Raw genomic sequence first — 19755 nt, forward strand, 5'->3', positions numbered from 1 at the left:
CGGCCCGTCAGTCCTCGTGGCCCAGTTGGAGATCCCGCTCGGTGCGGCCCCCTCCGGCGACCTGGAGCACGGTGGCGACGGGCGGGTAACCGGCGGCGATGACGGTGTACTCGCCGGAGGACAGGTCGACGAAGCGGAACGTGCCGTCGGCGCCGGTGGTGAGGGTGTCGACGACGTTGCCGCCCACGTCGAGCAGCGTCACGCGCGCGTCCTCCACGGGCCGCCCGCCGCCCGCCCGGACGGTGCCGCGCAGCACGGCGCCGCCGGCCAGTTCGATGTCCCGGCGGGTCTCGCGGGCGGCCTGGACGGTGACGGGGAGCGCGGCCGGGCGGAAGGCGGGCGCACTGGCGGCGAGGGTGTACTCGCCGGCGACGAGTTCGGTGATGACGTAGCCGCCCTCCCGGCCGCTGCGGGTGGTGGCCACGACCTCGCCGTGCACGTTGGTGAGCGTGACGGTGGCGTCCCGTACCGGCGTGCCGTCGGCGGTGACCACGGTGCCGATCAGGTTCCCGGCGCCGCCGAGGACGATGTCGAGCTCGACGGGACGTTCGCCGACGGTCACGGAGACCGCCTGCGGCTGGTGGCCGCCGGCCGCGGCGATCAGCACGTACGAGCCCGGGCCCGGGGTGGCCAGCGCGTAGCGCCCGTCCTCGCCGCTCGCGCCACGCCCGGTCTGCTGCCCGGTGACGTCGATGAGCGTGAGCGCCGCGCGGGGCACGACGGTCCCGTCGTGGTGCTGCACCGAGCCGCACACCGGCACGCCGGCGGCGTACGCGGCGCGGGCCTGCGGGACCGGGGCTTTCCCCGGCGCCGTGTCCGGGTCGGTGACGGAGGCGTTGTGGGACACCAGGGGTTTCTCCTTGAGGAAGAAGGCGATGACCAGTCCGAGGACGAGCACCGGCACCAGGTAGAGGAAGATCCGCGGCATGGCGTCGGCGTACGCCCGGATGTAGCCGTCGCGCAGGGCCGGGGGCAGTGCGTGCACGAGCTGCGGGGTGATGGACTCGGGGTCCGGCAGCCCGGTGCCCGCGCGCGCGGGCAGGCGCTCGGCGAGGGCATGGCTGAGCCGGTCGGCGAAGAGGGTGCCGAAGACGGCGGCTCCGATGCTGCCGCCGATCTGCCGGAAGTAGTTGTTGGCGCTGGTGGCGGTGCCGAGGTCGGCGGGGCGTACGGAGTTCTGCACGGCGAGGATCAGCACCGGCATCACCATGCCCATACCGGCGCCGAGGACGGCCATCCAGATGCTGTAGTGCAGCCGGGGCGTCCCGGCCTCCAGGCGGGACAGCAGCCACATGCCGGCGACGGAGAGGGCGCCGCCGAGGATCGGGTAGGCCTTGTAGCGGCCGGTGTGGCTGATGAGATGGCCTGCGATGATCGAGGCGCCGACGATGCCGGCCATCATCGGCAGCATGAGCAGGCCCGACTCGGTGGCGGAGGCCCCGTCGACCATCTGCAGGTACGTCGGCAGATAGCTGGCGGCGCCGAACAGGCCCACCCCCACCACCAGGCCGACCAGACCGGTGACGTTGAAGACGGAGTCTCTGAACAGCCGCAGCGGGATGAGGGGTTCGGCGGCGAAGTGCTCGGTGACGAGGAAGAGGACGGTGGCCGCCGCCGCTCCGGCCGCCAGGCCGAGGATCGTGCGCGAGTCCCAGGCGTACTCGGTGCCGCCCCAACTGGTCAGCAGGACCAGGCAGGTGGAGGCAGCGGTCAGCAGCAGCGCGCCGAGGATGTCGAGCCGGGCCCTGACGGCGGGCTTGGGCAACTTCAGCGTGACGGCGACGACGGCCAGGGTGACCAGGCCGAAGGGGACGTTGACGTAGAAGCACCAGCGCCAGGAGAGGTGGTCTGTGAAGTAGCCGCCGAGCAGCGGTCCGGCCACGGAGGCCAGACCGAAGGCGGCGCCGATCAGGCCCATGTAGCGGGCGCGCCGCCGGGGCGGCACGATGTCCGCGATGATCGCCTGGACGCCGATCATGAGGCCGCCCGCGCCGGCGCCCTGCAGGGCGCGGAAGGCGATCAGCTGATCCATGGTCTGCGCCCGGCCCGCGAGCGCGGAGCCGACGACGAAGACGGCGATCGCGAACTGGAAGACACCCTTGCGGCCGAGGATGTCGCCGAGCTTGCCGTAGATCGGCAGTCCGACGGTGGCCGTGAGCAGGTAGGCGGTGATGGCCCACGACATCCGGTCCAGGCCGTGCAGTTCACCGACGATCTTCGGGAGCGCGGTGGCGACGATCATCTGCTCCAGGGCGGCCAGGAGCAGGGCCAGCATGAGAGCGAAGAAGACCAGCCGCACCCGGCGCGGACTCGGACCGGTGTCCGGATCCGGCGGTGGTGCGGGGGTGTCGGGAGGCGCCACCGCCGGTTCGTCCTGCGCCAGAGTGATCCCGCCCACTCACCGCTCCCCTCGTCGCGCTGCCGCACAATTCCCGCGTAAAAGCGACAACTACGAGCAAGCACGACGAGTTACGGCACAGGAGCGAGCCGTGCGGAGATCACTCGAACCGGTGAGGGGCGCAACACCCCCTGCGGGTTTGAGCCTTGGGACGGGCTATTTCTCGACCTCGGCGGCGAGCCTGGCGAGGATCGCGTCGTAGATCCGGCCGAGGCCCTTGGGCGCGAAGGTCTTCTCGAAGAAGCCGCCGATGCCGCCGGCGCCGGTCCAGGTGGTGGTCACGACGACCCGGGACTTGCCCTCACCGGCCGGGGTGACCCTCCAGGTGGTGACCATGGAGGAGTTGCGGTCCTTCTCGACCAGCTCACCGTCGGTGGGCTCGCTGACTTCCAGGAGGCAGTCGCGCACGCGCTTGCTGGTGGCCTGGAGCTTCCAGTGGACGAGGGTGCCCTCGCCGTCGCCGCCCTCCCGCACCTCGTATTCGCTGAACTGCTCGGGCAGCAGCTTCGCGCGCGTACCGCTGTAGTCGGCGAGGGCGTCGAACACCGTCTCCGCGTCCGCCGCGACGATCCGCTCCGTAGTGGCCTCGACCTGCGCCATCGCATTCCTCCAGGACATGGTTGCTCGGGGGTCGGGGCAAGCCAACCACCCCGCTGCCCGGCCCCCCAAATCGGGGTGGCGCAATCCGGTCGAACGCGTTCGGAAAACACCCTCGCACGATCAAGGGAACATGTGTTCTATTCTGTGGTCAGAGCTACCGAGGAGGCGTCATGCGCTGGGAGAACCTCACAGTGGACTCCGAACACAGCCGGGCCGATGCCGCGCTGTTCGGCGCGGACGCGGTCACGACCCGCACGTTCGACACGCCGGAGTTCCGCGGAATCACGTTCCACGAGATCCGGGCCCGGTCGATCATCAACCGGGTTCCGGCGGTCTCGCGCATGTCGTTCCAGTGGACGGTCAACCCCTATCGAGGCTGCTCGCACGCGTGCGTGTACTGCTTCGCGCGCAAGACGCACAGCTACCTGGACCTCGACACGGGCCTCGGCTTCGACAGCCAGATCGTGGTGAAGACCAACGCGCCGGAGCTGCTGCGCCGGCAGCTCGGCTCGCGCCGCTGGCAGGGCGAGCACATCGCCATGGGCACGAACGTCGACTGCTACCAGCGCGCCGAGGGCCGCTACCGCCTGATGCCGGGCATCATCGCGGCGCTGCGCGACCACGCGAACCCCTTCTCGATCCTCACCAAGGGCACGCTCATCCTGCGCGACCTGGAGCTGATCAAGCAGGCGGCACAGGTCACCGATGTCGGCATCTCCGTGTCGGTCGGCTTCACCGACGAGGAGCTCTGGCGCACCGTCGAGCCGGGCACACCCGCGCCGGAGCGGCGCCTGGAGGTCGTGCGGACCTTCGGCGAGCACGGCATCGGCTGCGGAGTGCTGATGGCGCCGGTGATCCCGTTCCTGAGTGACAAGCCCACTCAACTCCGCGCCACCGTACGGGAGATCGCGGCCTGTGGTGCCACGTCCGTGACACCGCTGGTACTGCATCTGCGGCCCGGCGCCCGCGAGTGGTTCATGACCTGGCTGGGGCAGCACCATCCGTACCTGGTGACCCGGTACGAGCGGTTGTACGCGGAGGGCTCCTACGCCCCGAAGTGGTACCAGCGCCGGATCACCCGTCAGGTGCACCAACTGGCCGAGGAGTACGGCATCGGACCCACGCGCGCGGGGACGCCGCGGCGGATCCGGCCCGCGGAGCCGGTGGAGAAGCCCCCGGCATCCGGGCAGATGTCCGGGCCGACCCAACTTTCGCTCATATAGGAGCATACGAGCGCATCCGAAGATCCAATTGGGTCATGAGTTTGACAGCATGAGTTCTTCCGGGACCGGTTTCCGGGACGATGCGGCGAGGACGGCGACCCTCGCGGTCCTTCATCCCGCCGTCCTGGGAGGACTCCATGAGAAAACGCGCAGCCGCGCTGTGCGGCGCCGCCGTCGTCATGGCCGGGGCCTTCACGGCCGTTCCCGCCGAGGCGAGCGCACCCGGCACCGCTGACACCGAGCGGACCGCGCAGCTCACCTGGAAGAGCTGTGCCACCGAGGACCACCCGACGCTGCAGTGCGCGTCCCTGAAGGTGCCGCTCGACCACCGCAGGCCGCACGGCGAGAAGATCACCCTCGCCTTGTCCCGCGTCCCGCACACCGCCAGGACCTACCAGGGCCCGCTGCTGGTGAACCCCGGCGGTCCCGGCGGCAGCGGTCTGACGCTCGCCGGGTTCGTCGCGTCCTCGCTGCCCGCGAAGGTCGCGGCCCAGTACGACGTCATCGGCTTCGACCCACGCGGTGTGGGGGCGAGCAAGCCCGCCCTGGACTGCAAGCCGGGCCACTTCGCCCCGGTCCGCCCGGACTCCCTGCCGACGTCGCCCGCGACCGAAAAGGCCAACCTCGACCGGGCCAGGTCCTTCGCCGCCGCCTGCGGCAGGAAGTACGGGCACCTCCTGCCGTACATCAACACCACCAGCGCCGTGCGCGACATGGACGCCATCCGGCAGGCCCTGGGCGCGAAGAAGATCAACTACTTCGGCTACTCGTACGGCACCTACCTGGGCGCGGTCTACGCCAAGCTCTTCCCGGAGCGGGTCCGGCGCCTGGTCCTGGACTCGGTCGTCGACCCGACCGACGTCTGGTACGACGCCAACCTCAACCAGGACGTGGCCTTCAACGACCGCCACCGCGCTTTCCTGGCCTGGGTCGCCAAGCACGACGCCGCGTACGGACTGGGCACCGATCCGGAGAGGATCGAGGCCAAGTGGTACGCGATGCGCGCGGCCCTCGCGAAGAAGCCGGCGGGCGGCACGGTGGGCGGCACGGAGCTGGAGGACACCTTCCTCCCGGGCGGCTACTACAACGGCTACTGGCCGGGCCTGGCGGAGGCGTTCGCGGCGTACGTGAACGACAAGGACCCCGAGCCGCTGGTCGAGGCGTACGAGAACTTCGGCGCGGTCGACGCCTCCGGCGACAACGGCTACAGCGTCTACACCTCCGTACAGTGCCGGGACGCCGACTGGCCGCGCGACTGGCGGCAATGGCGCAAGGACAACTGGGCGGTGTACGAGAAGGCGCCCTTCATGACCTGGAACAACGCCTGGTACAACGCGCCGTGCGCGTTCTGGCCGACGGACTCGCTGCGTCCGGTGAACGTGGCCAACGGCAAGCTGCCGCCGGCCCTGCTGTTCCAGGCGACCGGCGACGCGGCCACTCCGTACGAGGGCGCTGTCACCGTCCACCACCTGCTGGCCCGTTCCAGCCTGATCGTCGAGGAGGGCGGCGGCAATCACGGCGTCACGCTGAGCGGCAACGCCTGCCTGGACAAGCACCTGGCGGCCTACCTGACGGACGGCACCGTGCCGCGCCGTTACGGCGAGGCGGACGCGGTGTGCGAGGCGCTGCCCGACCCGAAGCCCGCGGCGACGACCTCGAAGGCGGCGTCGGCCTCCTCGAACGGCTCGGCGCTGCACGGCCTGCTCGGCTTCCGTCACTGAGCGGCTGACGATCCGTCGGGGGCGGGCGTTGTCAGTGTCATGCGCCACCATGGACCCATGAATGAGCTGACGAGGATCTCCGCCCCCGACGGCGAGGCCGCGCCGGCAGCGCGGGCCCGCCAGGTCTCGGCTGTGGCGCCATGAGGAGCCTTCGGATACGGGAGATGGCGCTCGCCGACTGCGACCGTGTCGCTCAGATCCGCGTCGGCGGCTGGCGCAGCGCCTACCAGGGCCTGATCCCGCAGTCGTATCTGGACGGGCTCAGCGTCGAGGAGGACGCCGAGCGCCGTCGTACGCACCTCTCGCAGGGCGACGTCAGTGTGGTGAACCTGGTCGCCGAGGTCACCGGCGGCGAGCTGGTCGGCTGGGCCTGCCACGGCCCGCATCGGCAGGGTGAAGTCCGCACCGGAGAGGCCGAGTTGTACGCCATCTACGTGCACCCGGATCACGTGGGGCAGGGCGTGGGGCAGGCGCTGCTCACGGAGTCGGTCGCGCGCTGCACCGCCGCGGGCCACGGCCGTCTTCTCCTGTGGGTGCTCAAGGAGAACGACCGGGCCCGCCGCTTCTACGAACGGGCCGGCTTCCGGGCGGACGGCGCCGAGGAGCTCTTCGACGTGGAGGGGGTCACAGTCCCCGAGATGCGGTACGCCAGGGCACTCCCCCGCTGACGTCACCCGCGCTTCGGGATCCGCCCCAGCGCCCGCACCGCCGCCTCGGCCAGCGCCGGATGCGCGAGGGCCTCGTTCAGGACGGGTCTGGCCCGGGCGTCGCCCAGCGCGCCGAGCCCGTCCACGCAGGCGAGGGCCACGCGGCGGTACGGATCGTGCGGGCGCAGGCGACGCTGGAGCGTGGTGATCAGCGCGGGCACCGCTTCCGGGGCGCGCAGCTCGACCAGCAGGCGCACCGGGTGCAGCGCGTAGGCGACGCGCAGCTCGTTGGTGGCGAGGGCGGCGGCCGCCCGGGCGGTACGGGGGTCCCCCAGCCGGGCGAGGGCATGGGCGGCGGAGGCGCAGCGCGGGGGGTCACGGTGGTTGAGCAGCAGCACCAGGGCCTCGAAGGCTCGCCGGTCCCCCGCGAGCCCCAGCCGGAACGCGGCCAGCTCCCTCGCCCACAGGTGCTGCCCGGGTTCGGTCAGCACCGCCGCCAGGGCGTCGAGGTCGTCGGTCGCCACGAGCCGCTCGAACGCGGGCGACGCCCCCGACTCCTGCCGTAAGCGCTCCGTGAGTGATCGCAACTCTTCGTCCATGCCTCAGAGGTTAGGGGCGGTGCGAGCCGCGCGGGACGTACATCACAAACCCGGGGCTGGCGCGCTCGTTACCCGCCGGTTAAGCTCAGACGAGCGAGTTACCCACTCGTATTTCCTCGCGGCGGTCTGGTGACGCGGCCGGCGCGAGAGCAGTCGGTTCGGTGCCTCAGGTACCGCAGTACGGCTCGGCCCCGGGACAGGGCCGGCCGGAACCGCCGTTCACCCCGGGCGTGTGCACGCCCGCAGAGCGGCACCGGGCGTGTGCGCTTCGCAGCCCGGCCAGCACCCGCACTTCCTCACGCACCCGGTTGCGCCCGTGGTCCGGCTTCTGCCGGGCCGCCTCCGGCGCACCCGGAGCGCGTTCCCCGTCGTCACCCTCATCCTGGAGTCCCGCGATGGCCACTCCCCTTTCCGACCCGTCCCAGTCCCCGGTGCAGACCGTCGCCGTCGTCGGCCTCGGCACGATGGGCACCGGCATCGCCGAGGTCCTCGCCAAGGCCGGCCGCACGGTCGTCGGCATCGACATCAGCGAGGCCCAGGCCGCGAAGTGCGTCGCCGCCCTGGAGGCCTCCACCGCCCGCGGCGTCGAGCGCGGCCGGCTGACCGAGCAGCAGCGCGCCGAGATCCTCGGCCGTGTCCGCACCTCCGCCGACCTGCGCACCGCGGCCGACGCCGACCTGGTCATCGAGGTGGCCCCGGAGTCGTACGAGGTCAAGCAGCAGATCTTCCGTGAGCTGGACGGGATCGTGCGTCCCGAGACGATCCTGGCGACCGGCACCAACGCCCTGTCCGTGACCCGGCTGGCGGCCGACTCGTCCCGTCCCGAGCGGGTGCTGGGCCTGCACTTCTTCAACCCGGCCCCCGCGATGCGGCTGGTGGAGGTCGTCTCCTCAGTGCTGACCGCGCCGGCGGCCGTCACGGCGGTCACGAACCTCGCGCTCGACCTGGGCAAGGAGCCCGTCGCGGTGGGCGACCGCCCCGGATTCGTCGCGGACGGCCTGCTGTTCGGCTACCTCAACCAGGCGGCCGCCATGTACGAGGCGAAGTACGCCTCCCGCGAGGACATCGACGCCGCGATGCGGCTGGGCTGCGGGCTGCCCATGGGCCCGCTGGCGCTGCTCGACCTGATCGGCGTCGACACCGCGCGCACGGTCCTGGAGGCCATGTACGCCGCCTCCCGCGACCGGCTGCACGCCCCGGCCCCGATCCTCAAGCAGCTGAGCGAGGCGGGCCTGACCGGCCGCAAGGCGGGACGTGGCTTCTACACGTACGAGGCGCCGGGCAGCCCGGTCGTCGTGCGGGACGCGCTGACCCCGCTGGAGGGCGGCGACCTGGTTCCGGGCCGGGAGGTCCGCTCGGTCGGCGTCGCGGGCTCGGGCACCATGGCCTCCGGCATCGCCGAGGTCTTCGCCAAGGCCGGGTACGAGGTGGTCCTGGCCGCCCGCAGCCCGGAGAAGGCGCAGACCGCGAAGGCCCGCATCGGCAAGTCCCTGGCCCGCTCGGTCGACAAGGGCCGCATGACCGCGGAGGCCGCCGCCGAGACCCTGGACCGCATCACCGCCACGGGCACCTACGACGACTTCGCGGACGTCGACCTGGCCGTGGAGGCGGTCGCCGAGGACCTGGAGGTCAAGCGGCAGCTGTTCGCGGCCCTGGACAAGGTCTGCAAGCCGGGCGCGATCCTGGCCACCACGACCTCGTCGCTGCCGGTCGTCGCCTGCGCCCGGGCCACCTCGCGCCCGCAGGACGTGATCGGCATGCACTTCTTCAACCCGGCGCCCGCCATGAAGCTGGTCGAGGTCGTCCGTACGGTGCTGACCGCCGACGACGTCCACGCGACGGTCCGCGAGGTGTGTGGCCGGATCAGGAAGCACCCGGTGGACTGCGGTGACCGCGCGGGCTTCATCGTGAACGCGCTGCTGTTCCCCTACCTGAACAACGCGATCAAGATGGTGGAGGAGCACTACGCGACGCTCGACGACATCGACGCGGCGATGAAGCTGGGCGGCGGCTACCCGATGGGCCCGTTCGAGCTGCTGGACGTCGTCGGGCTGGACGTCTCACTCGCCATCGAGAAGGTCCTGCACCGCGAGTTCCGCGACCCGGGGCTCGCTCCGGCACCGCTGCTGGAGCACCTGGTGGCCGCGGGCTGCCTCGGCCGCAAGACCGGCCGTGGCTTCCGCGAATATGCCAAGCGCTGAGCGTTCCGGCGACTGGTTCCGGTCCGGCGCGGAGTGGGGCGGCCTGCTCGGCCCGGACCGGTTCCACCCGGCCGACCGGCCCGCCCCTCCCCCGCCCCGCAGCGCCGGAGGAGAACCAGGTCACGCGCAGCGAGCTGCGCACATGCAGTACGTTCAGGGCATGCCCCAGCCCGCCAAGTCCTCACGTACACCAGCTGCGACCGACGCGCCGGAGAGTGCCGCCGGCTCTCGCGCCGCCGCCCAGCGGCTCAAGATGCGCCGGGAACTGGCGGCCGCCGCGATGGAGCTGTTCGCGACCAAGGGGTACGAGGCGACCACCGTCGACGAGATCGCGGCCCAGGCCGGGGTCGCCCGCCGCACCTTCTTCCGCCACTTCCGCTCCAAGGAAGAGGCGATCTTCCCCGACCACGACGACACCCTGATCCGCGCCGAGGCGGTGCTCAACGCCGCGCCCGCGCACGAGCATCCGCTCGACACGGTGTGCCGTGGCATCAAGGAAGTCATGAGGATGTACGCGGCCCGGCCGGAGATCTCGGTCGCCCGCTACAAGCTGACGCGTGAAGTGCCCACCCTGCGCGAGGCGGAGATCGCGTCGGTGGCCCGCTACGAGCGCCTCTTCACCCGCTATCTCCTCGGCCACTTCGACGAGCGCGCGCACGCCGACGACGCCAACGACGATCCGCTGCTGGCGGAGGTCGCCGCGTCCGCCGTCGTCACGGCCCACAACCACGTGCTGCGGCGCTGGCTGCGGGCGGGCGCCCAGGGGGATGTGGAGGCGCAGCTGGACCACGCCTTCGCGATCGTGCGCAAGACCTTCGGGTCGGGCATCGGGGCCGGGCGCTCCACGGAACCGCAGCCGGCCGCGGCCACGGCCTCGGCGCAGGGCGAGGTGCTGGTGACCGTCGCCCGCACCGACGCCCCGCTGGATGAGGTCATGCGGACGATCGAGCAGGCACTCAAGGAGCGCTGAGCCCTCTTTCACCCGTGTGATGACGGCCACCCCGCGGGGTGGCCGTTTTGGCATGTCAGGGGCCGTTTTGCAGGCCCTCGGAGAGCCCGTTCGATCGATCATCGCTCATTTGTTACGTAAAGATTTCATCTGAGGTCAATTTCTGGCACTCAGTGCCTTGCGGGGTGACACGCGGTGTCATACGTTGAAGAGGTCCGGGCGACGTCCCAGCAAGCTCACCCGCCTGCTCGCCCAGGGCGCCTGCGTCACAGGCAACCTCCCGCGCCACCCAGCGCTGCCGAACAGCACCACCGCCGAACCGACGGCACACCCTCAACCCTCAGCAGCACCGACGTAACCATCGGCGCCCCTCCCTCAGGGCGCTCACCGCCGGAGGCAACACCGTGACCGTTAAGGACATCCTGGCCGCGATCCAGTCGCCCGACTCCACGTCGGAGGACTTCGCCGCCCTCCCGCTCCCCGAGTCGTACCGCGCGATCACCGTGCACAAGGACGAGACGGAGATGTTCGCGGGCCTCGAGACCCGCGACAAGGACCCCCGCAAGTCGATCCACCTGGACGAGGTGCCCCTGCCCGAGCTCGGCCCGGGTGAGGCCCTGGTGGCCGTCATGGCCTCGTCGGTCAACTACAACTCGGTGTGGACGTCGATCTTCGAGCCGCTGTCGACCTTCGGCTTCCTGGAGCGCTACGGCCGCACCAACGAGCTGGCCAAGCGCCACGACCTGCCGTACCACATCATCGGCTCCGACCTCGCGGGCGTCGTCCTGCGCACCGGCCCGGGCGTCAACGCCTGGCGCCCCGGTGACGAGGTCGTCGCGCACTGTCTGTCCGTCGAGCTGGAGTCCTCGGACGGTCACAACGACACGATGCTCGACCCCGAGCAGCGCATCTGGGGCTTCGAGACCAACTTCGGCGGTCTCGCCGAGATCGCACTGGTCAAGTCCAACCAGCTGATGCCGAAGCCCGACCACCTGTCGTGGGAGGAGGCCGCCGCCCCCGGGCTGGTCAACTCCACCGCCTACCGGCAGCTGGTCTCCCGCAACGGCGCCGGCATGAAGCAGGGCGACAACGTGCTCATCTGGGGCGCGAGCGGCGGACTCGGCTCGTACGCCACCCAGTTCGCGCTGGCCGGCGGCGCCAACCCGATCTGTGTCGTCTCCAGCGACCAGAAGGCGGACATCTGCCGCTCGATGGGCGCCGAGGCGATCATCGACCGCAGCGCCGAGGGCTACAAGTTCTGGAAGGACGAGAACACCCAGGACCCGAAGGAGTGGAAGCGCTTCGGCAAGCGCATCCGCGAGCTCACCGGCGGGGAGGACATCGACATCGTCTTCGAGCACCCCGGCCGGGAGACCTTCGGCGCGAGCGTCTTCGTCACCCGCAAGGGAGGCACCATCACCACCTGCGCCTCGACCTCGGGCTACATGCACGAGTACGACAACCGCTACCTGTGGATGTCGCTGAAGCGGATCATCGGCTCGCACTTCGCCAACTACCGCGAGGCCTGGGAGGCCAACCGGCTCATCGCGAAGGGCAAGATCCACCCGACGCTGTCCAAGGTGTACTCGCTTCAGGACACCGGCCAGGCCGCCTTCGACGTGCACCGCAACCTCCACCAGGGCAAGGTCGGCGTGCTGTGCATGGCCCCCGAGGAGGGCCTCGGCGTGCGCGACCAGGACAAGCGCGCCCAGCACATCGACGCCATCAACCGCTTCCGGAACATCTGAGGTCACAGATGACTGAGCGTCAGCCCGCCGAGGACAAGCGGGAGAAGGACCGGCCGTGGCTCATGCGCACGTACGCCGGTCACTCCACGGCCGAGGCGTCCAACGAGCTGTACCGGCGCAACCTCGCCAAGGGCCAGACGGGCCTGTCGGTGGCGTTCGACCTGCCCACGCAGACCGGCTACGACTCCGACCACATCCTCGCCCGCGGCGAGGTCGGCCGGGTCGGCGTGCCGATCGCGCACGTCGGTGACATGCGCCGGCTGTTCCAGGACATCCCCCTGGAGCAGATGAACACCTCGATGACGATCAACGCCACCGCCATGTGGCTGCTGGCGCTCTACCAGGTCGTCGCCGAGGAGCAGGGCGCGGACATCACCAAGCTCCAGGGCACGACCCAGAACGACATCGTCAAGGAGTACCTGTCCCGCGGGACGCACGTCTTCCCGCCGGGGCCGAGCCTGCGCCTGACGACGGACATGATCGCGTACACGGTCTCCCACATCCCGAAGTGGAACCCGATCAACATCTGCAGCTACCACCTGCAGGAGGCGGGCGCCACGCCGGTCCAGGAGATCGCGTACGCGATGTCCACCGCCATCGCCGTCCTCGACGCCGTGCGCGACTCCGGCCAGGTGCCGCAGGAACGCATGGGCGATGTCGTGGCCCGCATCTCCTTCTTCGTGAACGCGGGCGTCCGCTTCGTCGAGGAGATGTGCAAGATGCGGGCTTTCAACCGCATCTGGGACCGCGTCACCCGTGAGCGGTACGGCATCGAGAACCCCAAGCAGCGCCGCTTCCGCTACGGCGTCCAGGTCAACTCCCTGGGCCTGACGGAGGCGCAGCCGGAGAACAACGTCCAGCGGATCGTCCTGGAGATGCTGGCCGTCACCCTCTCCAAGGACGCCCGCGCGCGTGCCGTGCAGCTGCCCGCCTGGAACGAGGCGCTCGGCCTGCCCCGGCCCTGGGACCAGCAGTGGTCGCTGCGCATCCAGCAGGTGCTGGCGTACGAGAGCGATCTGCTGGAGTACGAGGACATCTTCGAGGGCTCGAAGGTCATCGAGGCGAAGGTGGACCAGCTGGTCGAGGAGGCGTTCGCCGAGATCGACCGCATCCAGGAGATGGGCGGCGCGATGGCGGCCGTCGAGTCCGGCTACCTCAAGTCGCAGCTGGTCGCCTCGCACGCCGAGCGCCGGGGCCGGATCGAGTCCGGCCAGGAGAAGATCATCGGCGTCAACATCTTCGAGGGCACCGAGCCGAACCCGCTCACCGCCGACCTGGACACCGCGATCCAGACGGTGGACCCGGCGGTCGAGGCCCGGGTCGTCGCCTCGCTCCAGCAGTGGCGCGACAGCCGCTACCAGCCTCCCTTCAACCACCCGCGGCCCTGCAAGGCCCTGGAGCGGCTGAAGGAGGCCGCACGCGGCACCGGGAACCTCATGGAGGCCACCCTGGAGTGCGCCCGCGCCGGTGCGACGACCGGCGAGTGGGCCGGGGCCCTGCGCGAGGTGTTCGGAGAGTTCCGGGCCCCTACCGGTGTCTCCTCGGCGCCGGTGGCCGTCCCCGTCGAGGAGGGCAGCACGCTGGCCCTGGTCCGCCGCAAGGTGGATCTCACGGCAAAGGACCTGGGCGTGGGCAAGCTGCGCTTCCTGGTCGGAAAGCCGGGCCTGGACGGACACTCCAACGGCGCCGAGCAGATCGCCGTGCGCGCGCGGGACGCCGGCTTCGAGGTGGTCTACCAGGGCATCCGGCTGACGCCCGAGCAGATCGTGGACGCGGCCGTCGCCGAGGACGTGCACGCGGTCGGCCTGTCCATCCTGTCCGGCTCGCACGCCCAGCTCGTGCCGGACGTGCTCGAACGGCTGCGTGTGGCGGGTGCCACAGACATCCCGGTGATCGCCGGTGGCATCATCCCGAACGGTGATGCCGAGCAGCTCAGGGCAGCCGGAGTGGCCGCGGTCTTCACCCCGAAGGACTTCGACATCACCGGAATCATCGGCCGCATCGTCGACGAGATCCGGAAAGCGAACAAGCTCGACCCCCTGGAGGTCCCCGCATGACCGTCAACCGTCTCCGCCCGCGGCGTTCCTGCCTGGCCGTACCGGGCAGCAACCCCCGCTTCCTGGAGAAGGCGCAGGGCCTCCCGGCGGACCAGGTCTTCCTCGACCTGGAGGACGCGTGCGCCCCGCTGGCCAAGCCCGAGGCGCGGCACACCATCGTCAAGTTCCTCAACGAGGGCGACTGGACGGGCAAGACGCGGGTCGTGCGCGTCAACGACTGGACGACCGAGTGGACGTACCGCGACGTCGTCACGGTCGTCGAGGGCGCCGGCCCGAACCTCGACTGCATCATGCTGCCGAAGGTGCAGACGGCCCAGCAGATCGTCGCCCTCGACCTGCTGCTGACCCAGATCGAGAAGACGATGGGCTTCGAGGTCGGCAAGATCGGCATCGAGGCGCAGATCGAGAACGCGCAGGGCCTGAACAACGTCAACGAGATCGCGCAGGCCTCGCCGCGTGTCGAGACGATCATCTTCGGCCCGGCCGACTTCATGGCGTCGATCAACATGAAGTCGCTGGTCGTGGGCGAGCAGCCGCCCGGCTACCCGGCGGACGCCTACCACTACATCCTGATGAAGATCCTGATGGCCGCCCGCGCCAACAACCTCCAGGCGATCGACGGCCCCTACCTCCAGATCCGCAACATCGACGGCTACCGCGAGGTCGCCCAGCGCGCCGCCGCGCTCGGCTTCGACGGCAAGTGGGTGCTGCACCCGGGCCAGGTCGAGGCGTCCAACGAGATCTTCTCGCCGTCGCAGGAGGACTACGACCACGCCGAGCTGATCCTGGACGCGTACGACTACTACACGTCCGAGGCGGGCGGCAAGAAGGGCTCCGCGATGCTCGGCGACGAGATGATCGACGAGGCCAGCCGCAAGATGGCCCTGGTCATCTCCGGCAAGGGCCGCGCCGCCGGCATGCAGCGCACCAGCAAGTTCGAGATTCCGGAGGGCTGAGCGCGATGCAGTTCGGGCGCACCTACGAGGAGTTCGAGGTCGGGGCGACGTACAAGCACTGGCCGGGAAAGACGGTCACGGAGTACGACGACCACCTGTTCTGTCTCCTCACCATGAACCACCACCCGCTCCACATGGACACGAACTATGCGGAGAAGACGACGGACTTCGGCAAGAACGTCGTCGTCGGGAACTACATCTACTCGCTGCTGCTCGGCATGTCCGTGCCGGACATCTCCGGCAAGGCGATCGCCAACCTGGAGATCGAGTCGCTCAAGCACGTGGCGCCGACCTTCCACGGCGACACGGTCTACGGCCAGACGACCGTGCTCGACAAGTGGCCGTCGAAGTCGAAGAACGACCGCGGCATCGTCTACGTCGAGACCAAGGGCTACAAGCAGGACGGCACGCTGGTCTGCGTGTTCCGCCGCAAGGTGATGGTGCCGACCGAGACGTACATCAAGGAGCGCGGCGGCGAGCAGCCGGGCCGCCCCGAGCTCAAGGAGCAGGAGAAGTAGCCATGGCGCGACTCGCCCAGACCGCCGGTCTGACGGACGTCCAGCAGGAGATCCTGTCCACCGTCCGGGACTTCGTGGACAAGGAGATCATCCCGGTCGCGACCGGGCTGGAGCACCGCGACGAGTACCCGCAGCAGATCGTCGACGGTCTGAAGGAGTTGGGCCTGTTCGGCCTGATGATCCCCGAGGAGTACGGGGGTCTGGGCGAGTCGCTCCTGACCTACGCGCTGTGCGTGGAGGAGATCGCCCGCGGGTGGATGTCGGTGTCCGGCATCATCAACACGCACTTCATCGTGGCGTACATGCTCAAGCAGCACGGCACGCAGGAGCAGAAGGACCACTTCCTGCCGAGGATGGCGGCCGGTGACATCCGGGGCGCGTTCTCCATGTCGGAGCCGGCCCTCGGCTCGGACGTGTCGGCGATCACGTCGAAGGCGGTGAAGGACGGCGAGGAGTACGTCCTGAACGGCCAGAAGATGTGGCTGACGAACGGCGGAACGTCGTCTCTGGTGGCCGTTCTGGTCAAGAGTGACGAAGGTCACCCCGAGGGCACCGCGCCCCACAAGTCGATGACCACCTTCCTGGTGGAGAAGGAGCCCGGTTTCGGCGAGGTGCGCCCCGGCCTCACGATCCCCGGCAAGATCGACAAGATGGGGTACAAGGGGGTCGACACGACCGAGCTCATCATGGATGGCCTGCGGATTCCCGCCGATCGCGTGCTCGGCGGGGTCACCGGCCGTGGTTTCTACCAGATGATGGACGGCGTCGAGGTCGGCCGCGTCAACGTGGCGGCGCGTGGCTGCGGCGTCGCCCAGCGTGCGTTCGAACTGGGTGTCCAGTACGCGCAGCAGCGTCACACCTTCGGGAAGCCGATCGCCCAGCACCAGGCGATCCAGTTCAAGCTGGCCGAGATGGCTACCAAGGTCGAGGCCGCCCATGCGATGATGGTGAACGCAGCACGCAAAAAGGACTCCGGGGAGCGAAACGACCTCGAGGCTGGGATGGCGAAGTACCTCGCCTCCGAGTACTGCAAGGAGGTCGTCGAAGATGCCTTCCGGATCCACGGCGGCTACGGCTTCTCCAAGGAGTACGAGATCGAGCGCCTCTACCGTGAGGCCCCGATGCTGCTCATCGGTGAAGGTACCGCCGAGATCCAGAAAATGATCATCGGCAGGCGGCTGCTCGAAGAGTATCGATTCCAGGGCTAGATGTCCGGATACGGGGTGTTTTCTTGGAGAAGAAGATCACACCCCGTCAGCACTCTTCTGCCGCCGACTCGGCTGCCTGGCTTACCCAGTTACGGCCCCGAGCCGCTACGATCGCCGGAAAGCCGCCGTCCCCCGTCAGAGTGCGGCATCATCTCCGCTACGAAGGTCATCCATGCCCCACAGCCAAACCTCTGCACCTCGCGACAGCCGGGCCGGCGTACGCCTCGCGCGCGGAGCATCGCCGTGGCTCCTTCCGACCGTCGCCACCGCAGCCCTCAGCCTGGCCCGGTCCCGGCGCTCCGGCGCCGCCAAGGCCGTCGCTGTTCCCGCCACCGCGCTCGCGGCGGGAATGCTGTGGTTCTTCCGCGACCCCGAGCGCGAGATCACCCAGGGCCGGGTCATCTCTCCCGCCGACGGTGTGGTGCAGAGCATCATGCCGTGGAAGGACGGCCGCACCCGCGTCGCGATCTTCATGAGCCCGCTGAACGTCCACGTCAACCGCGCGCCCCTGGCCGGCACGGTGACGTCGGTCGAGCACGTACCCGGTGGCTTCGTTCCCGCCTTCAACAAGGAGAGCGAGAACAACGAGCGCGTCGTCTGGCACTTCGACACCGAGCTCGGCGACATCGAGATGATCCAGATCGCCGGCGCGGTCGCCCGCCGCATCGTCCCTTACGTGCCCCAGGGCACGAAGGTGGAGCAGGGCGAGCGGATCGGCCTGATCCGCTTCGGCTCACGCGTCGACCTCTACCTGCCCGAGGGCGTGGAGGTCGCGGTCGAGGTCGGTCAGAAGACTGTGGCTGGGGTGACTCGCATTGACCGTGATTGATCCTGACACCAAGGCCGGCTGGGTCCCGGAAGTCGACGAGGCCGACGAAGAAGAGGAAATGCCCCTCTCTCTTCGCCTGTCGATAGCGGACACCCTGACGCTGGGTAACGCCACGTGCGGCTTCATGGCGGTGTACTTCACCACCACCGGCATCCTGATCCCGCACCTCACGGGCAGCCAGGAGACCGGCATGGCCCGCCACAGCGCGGCCACGGCGGTCATCCTCATGCTCTGCGCGGCGGTCTTCGACCTCTTCGACGGCTTGGTGGCGCGCAAGCTGCGCTCCTCCCCCATGGGCGCGGAGCTGGACAACCTCTCCGACCTGATCAGCTTCGGTCTGGCGCCGGCGTACTTCGTCCTCGTCTACGGCATGGTCGCGAACGACGCGCACCAGCGGGTGGCCGCGGTCGGGGCGATCGTGGTGTTGCTGGCGGTGGTGCTGCGGCTCGCGCGCTTCTCGTGCGTGACGGTGAAGGACGGCACCTTCCAGGGCATGCCCTCGCCGTTCGGCGCGCTGACGGTCGTGGCGATCGTGCTGCTGGAGCTGCCGTTCGAGGCCACCCTGCTGGCGATCGTGGGGACGGCGTGGCTGATGGTGAGCCGGGTCGAGTACCCCAAGCCGCGTGGCTGGCTCGCGGTGGCGATGCTGATCTGGATCGTCCTGTCCATGGGTCTGCTGGCGGCCTGGGCCTTCGGCGCGCCCGGCGGACAGCTCCTCCTGCAGACGGGGTGCGCGCTCCAGCTGGTCACGGGGGCGGTGATTCCGCTGTTCGCGACCGCTCGGCGCGTGAACAACTTCCGCGACAACCGCCGCGAGGCGCGGGCGGCGCAGCTGCCGTAACGCCCTGGCGTTGACATGGCTCGGGCCCCGGACCGGTGACGGTTCGGGGCCCTTCGCCTGTTCTGCGAAGGCTCAGGTCAGGAAGTCCCTGGCGATGCGCTCCGCGACCCGTTCCAGGATCGGGCCCGCCTCGGCGATGCACTTCGCCACGTCCGGCTCGGCGTCCGTCAGGGGGTAGGCCCGGCGGAAACCGGCGCGGCCCAGAACCTGGGGCGGCAGGGCGAGGCGGCCGCAGACCGCGACGACGTCCTTGTCCGCGGCACGGGCCGCCGCGGCGACACCCGCCGGGGCCTTGCCGTGCAGGGTCTGCTCGTCGAGGGAGCCCTCGCCGGTGATGACCAGGTCGGCACGGTCCAGGGCGGGCGCGAAACCCAGGACGTCGAGCATGACCTCGATGCCGGGGCGGAACGCCGCGCCCAGCAGCAGGGCGCCGTAGCCGATGCCGCCCGCCGCGCCCGCACCCGGCGATGCCGCGTACTCGGCGGCCTTCGGGCCGGCCGGTCCCTCCAGCACCTTCGCGAAGTGCGCGAGGGCGGTGTCCAGGGCCGCCACGTCGTCGGGCGAGGCGCCCTTCTGCGGGCCGTAGACCGCCGGTGCGCCCTTCGGGCCGGTCAGCGGGTTGTCGACGTCGCTCGCGAGGACCAGCTCGACCTCGCCGAGGCGCGGATCGAGTCCCGACAGGTCGGCGGTGGCCAGCTCGGCGAGTCCGCCGCCGCCCGGGGGCACCGGCTCCCCGTCGGCGTCCAGGAACCGGGCGCCCAGCGCGGACAGCATCCCGGCTCCGCCGTCGGTGGTGGCGCTGCCGCCGACTCCGAAGACGATCGTGCGGGCGCCCGCGTCCAGCGCGGCCCGCAGCAGCTCGCCGGAACCGTAGGTGGACGCCGTGAGCGGGGCGAAGACCCCGGCGGGCAGCCGCTGCAGCCCGCTCGCCTCGGCCATCTCCACCACGGCGGTGCCGTCGCGCAGCGCGAACGCCGCCGTCACCTCGTCGCCGAGGGGGCCGGCGACCCGTACCTCCCGGCGCTCGAACCCGGCCGCGACCGCCGCGGCCACGGTCCCGTCGCCGCCATCGGCCACGGGCAGCGCCTCGACCTCGAGGTCCGGCACGACCCGGCGCAGCCCGGCCGTGACCCGCTCGGCGACCTCCACGGCCGTCAGCGACCCCTTGAACTTGTCCGCGGCGACGAGCACCCGCGGTGCTTTCCAGGTGTCGCTCACTGCAGCGTCCGCCACTTGCACTCCCCTTGCTCTCCGGGCCCT

Annotated in this window: 16 protein-coding genes; 12 read left to right on the plus strand and 4 right to left on the minus strand. The window is 70.2% G+C overall.

Annotated elements, in window-relative coordinates:
- Window positions 1–7 precede the first annotated feature (7 nt).
- Both IO24_RS0116570 and IO24_RS0116575 read right to left on the minus strand, forming a co-directional pair.
- Window positions 8–2398, minus strand: a complete 2391-nt coding sequence (locus IO24_RS0116570; RefSeq protein ID WP_031136448.1) for an MFS transporter — start codon at window positions 2396–2398, stop codon at window positions 8–10.
- A 156-nt stretch (window positions 2399–2554) separates the two neighbouring features.
- Entirely contained in the window at window positions 2555–2998 is a 444-nt protein-coding gene (locus IO24_RS0116575) for an SRPBCC family protein (protein ID WP_031136450.1), read from the minus strand.
- A gap of 170 nt (window positions 2999–3168) precedes the next feature.
- Between IO24_RS0116575 and IO24_RS0116580 the strand changes: the two genes are divergently transcribed.
- The 3 genes from IO24_RS0116580 to IO24_RS0116590 all read left to right on the plus strand — a co-directional run bounded on the left by IO24_RS0116580 (window position 3169) and on the right by IO24_RS0116590 (window position 6610).
- Window positions 3169–4221 (plus strand): Rv2578c family radical SAM protein, encoded by a 1053-nt coding sequence (locus tag IO24_RS0116580; RefSeq protein ID WP_031136452.1) that lies wholly within the window; start codon window positions 3169–3171, stop codon window positions 4219–4221.
- 137 nt (window positions 4222–4358) lie between these two features.
- Window positions 4359–5942, plus strand: a complete 1584-nt coding sequence (locus tag IO24_RS0116585; RefSeq protein WP_031136455.1) for an alpha/beta hydrolase — start codon at window positions 4359–4361, stop codon at window positions 5940–5942.
- A 140-nt stretch (window positions 5943–6082) separates the two neighbouring features.
- Entirely contained in the window at window positions 6083–6610 is a 528-nt protein-coding gene (locus IO24_RS0116590) for a GNAT family N-acetyltransferase (protein WP_031136456.1), read from the plus strand.
- A 2-nt stretch (window positions 6611–6612) separates the two neighbouring features.
- Here the strand turns inward: IO24_RS0116590 and IO24_RS0116595 are convergent, their stop codons facing one another.
- Window positions 6613–7188 carry an adenylosuccinate lyase gene (locus tag IO24_RS0116595; RefSeq protein WP_031136458.1) on the minus strand — a complete coding sequence of 192 codons (576 nt, stop codon included), beginning with the start codon at window positions 7186–7188 and terminating at the stop codon, window positions 6613–6615.
- A gap of 395 nt (window positions 7189–7583) precedes the next feature.
- Between IO24_RS0116595 and IO24_RS0116600 the strand changes: the two genes are divergently transcribed.
- From IO24_RS0116600 to pssA, 9 genes are all read left to right on the plus strand, one after another.
- Window positions 7584–9389, plus strand: a complete 1806-nt coding sequence (locus tag IO24_RS0116600) for a 3-hydroxyacyl-CoA dehydrogenase family protein (RefSeq protein ID WP_031136461.1) — start codon at window positions 7584–7586, stop codon at window positions 9387–9389.
- Window positions 9390–9531: 142 nt separating this feature from the next.
- The gene (locus IO24_RS0116605; protein ID WP_031136463.1) at window positions 9532–10359 is read left to right on the plus strand and encodes a TetR family transcriptional regulator; all 828 of its coding nucleotides are present in this window, start codon (window positions 9532–9534) and stop codon (window positions 10357–10359) included.
- A 383-nt stretch (window positions 10360–10742) separates the two neighbouring features.
- Complete coding sequence (gene ccrA, locus IO24_RS0116610) at window positions 10743–12086, plus strand: crotonyl-CoA carboxylase/reductase (protein WP_031136464.1); 1344 nt, start codon at window positions 10743–10745, stop codon at window positions 12084–12086.
- 8 nt (window positions 12087–12094) lie between these two features.
- The gene (locus IO24_RS0116615) at window positions 12095–14143 is read left to right on the plus strand and encodes a protein meaA (protein ID WP_031136466.1); all 2049 of its coding nucleotides are present in this window, start codon (window positions 12095–12097) and stop codon (window positions 14141–14143) included.
- On the plus strand, window positions 14140–15099 hold the full coding sequence (locus tag IO24_RS0116620) for an HpcH/HpaI aldolase/citrate lyase family protein (RefSeq protein WP_031136468.1): 960 nt from the start codon (window positions 14140–14142) through the stop codon (window positions 15097–15099). The genes IO24_RS0116615 and IO24_RS0116620 overlap by 4 nt, the downstream gene beginning before the upstream one ends.
- Before the next feature lie 5 nt (window positions 15100–15104).
- A complete protein-coding gene (locus IO24_RS0116625) occupies window positions 15105–15617 on the plus strand; it encodes a MaoC family dehydratase (RefSeq protein ID WP_031136470.1) in 513 nt (170 codons plus the stop codon).
- A gap of 2 nt (window positions 15618–15619) precedes the next feature.
- Window positions 15620–16825, plus strand: a complete 1206-nt coding sequence (locus IO24_RS0116630; RefSeq protein ID WP_031136471.1) for an acyl-CoA dehydrogenase family protein — start codon at window positions 15620–15622, stop codon at window positions 16823–16825.
- A gap of 172 nt (window positions 16826–16997) precedes the next feature.
- Window positions 16998–17654 (plus strand): phosphatidylserine decarboxylase, encoded by a 657-nt coding sequence (locus IO24_RS40700; RefSeq protein ID WP_031136473.1) that lies wholly within the window; start codon window positions 16998–17000, stop codon window positions 17652–17654.
- A 58-nt stretch (window positions 17655–17712) separates the two neighbouring features.
- On the plus strand, window positions 17713–18495 hold the full coding sequence (gene pssA, locus IO24_RS0116640) for a CDP-diacylglycerol--serine O-phosphatidyltransferase (RefSeq protein WP_037667928.1): 783 nt from the start codon (window positions 17713–17715) through the stop codon (window positions 18493–18495).
- A 72-nt stretch (window positions 18496–18567) separates the two neighbouring features.
- On the opposite strand, the gene IO24_RS0116645 is transcribed toward pssA, so the two are convergent.
- A complete protein-coding gene (locus IO24_RS0116645; RefSeq protein ID WP_031136477.1) occupies window positions 18568–19686 on the minus strand; it encodes a glycerate kinase in 1119 nt (372 codons plus the stop codon).
- Window positions 19687–19755 lie beyond the last annotated feature (69 nt).

Source organism: Streptomyces flavovariabilis, from assembly GCF_000725785.1.
GTDB classification, from domain to species: domain Bacteria; phylum Actinomycetota; class Actinomycetes; order Streptomycetales; family Streptomycetaceae; genus Streptomyces; species Streptomyces hawaiiensis.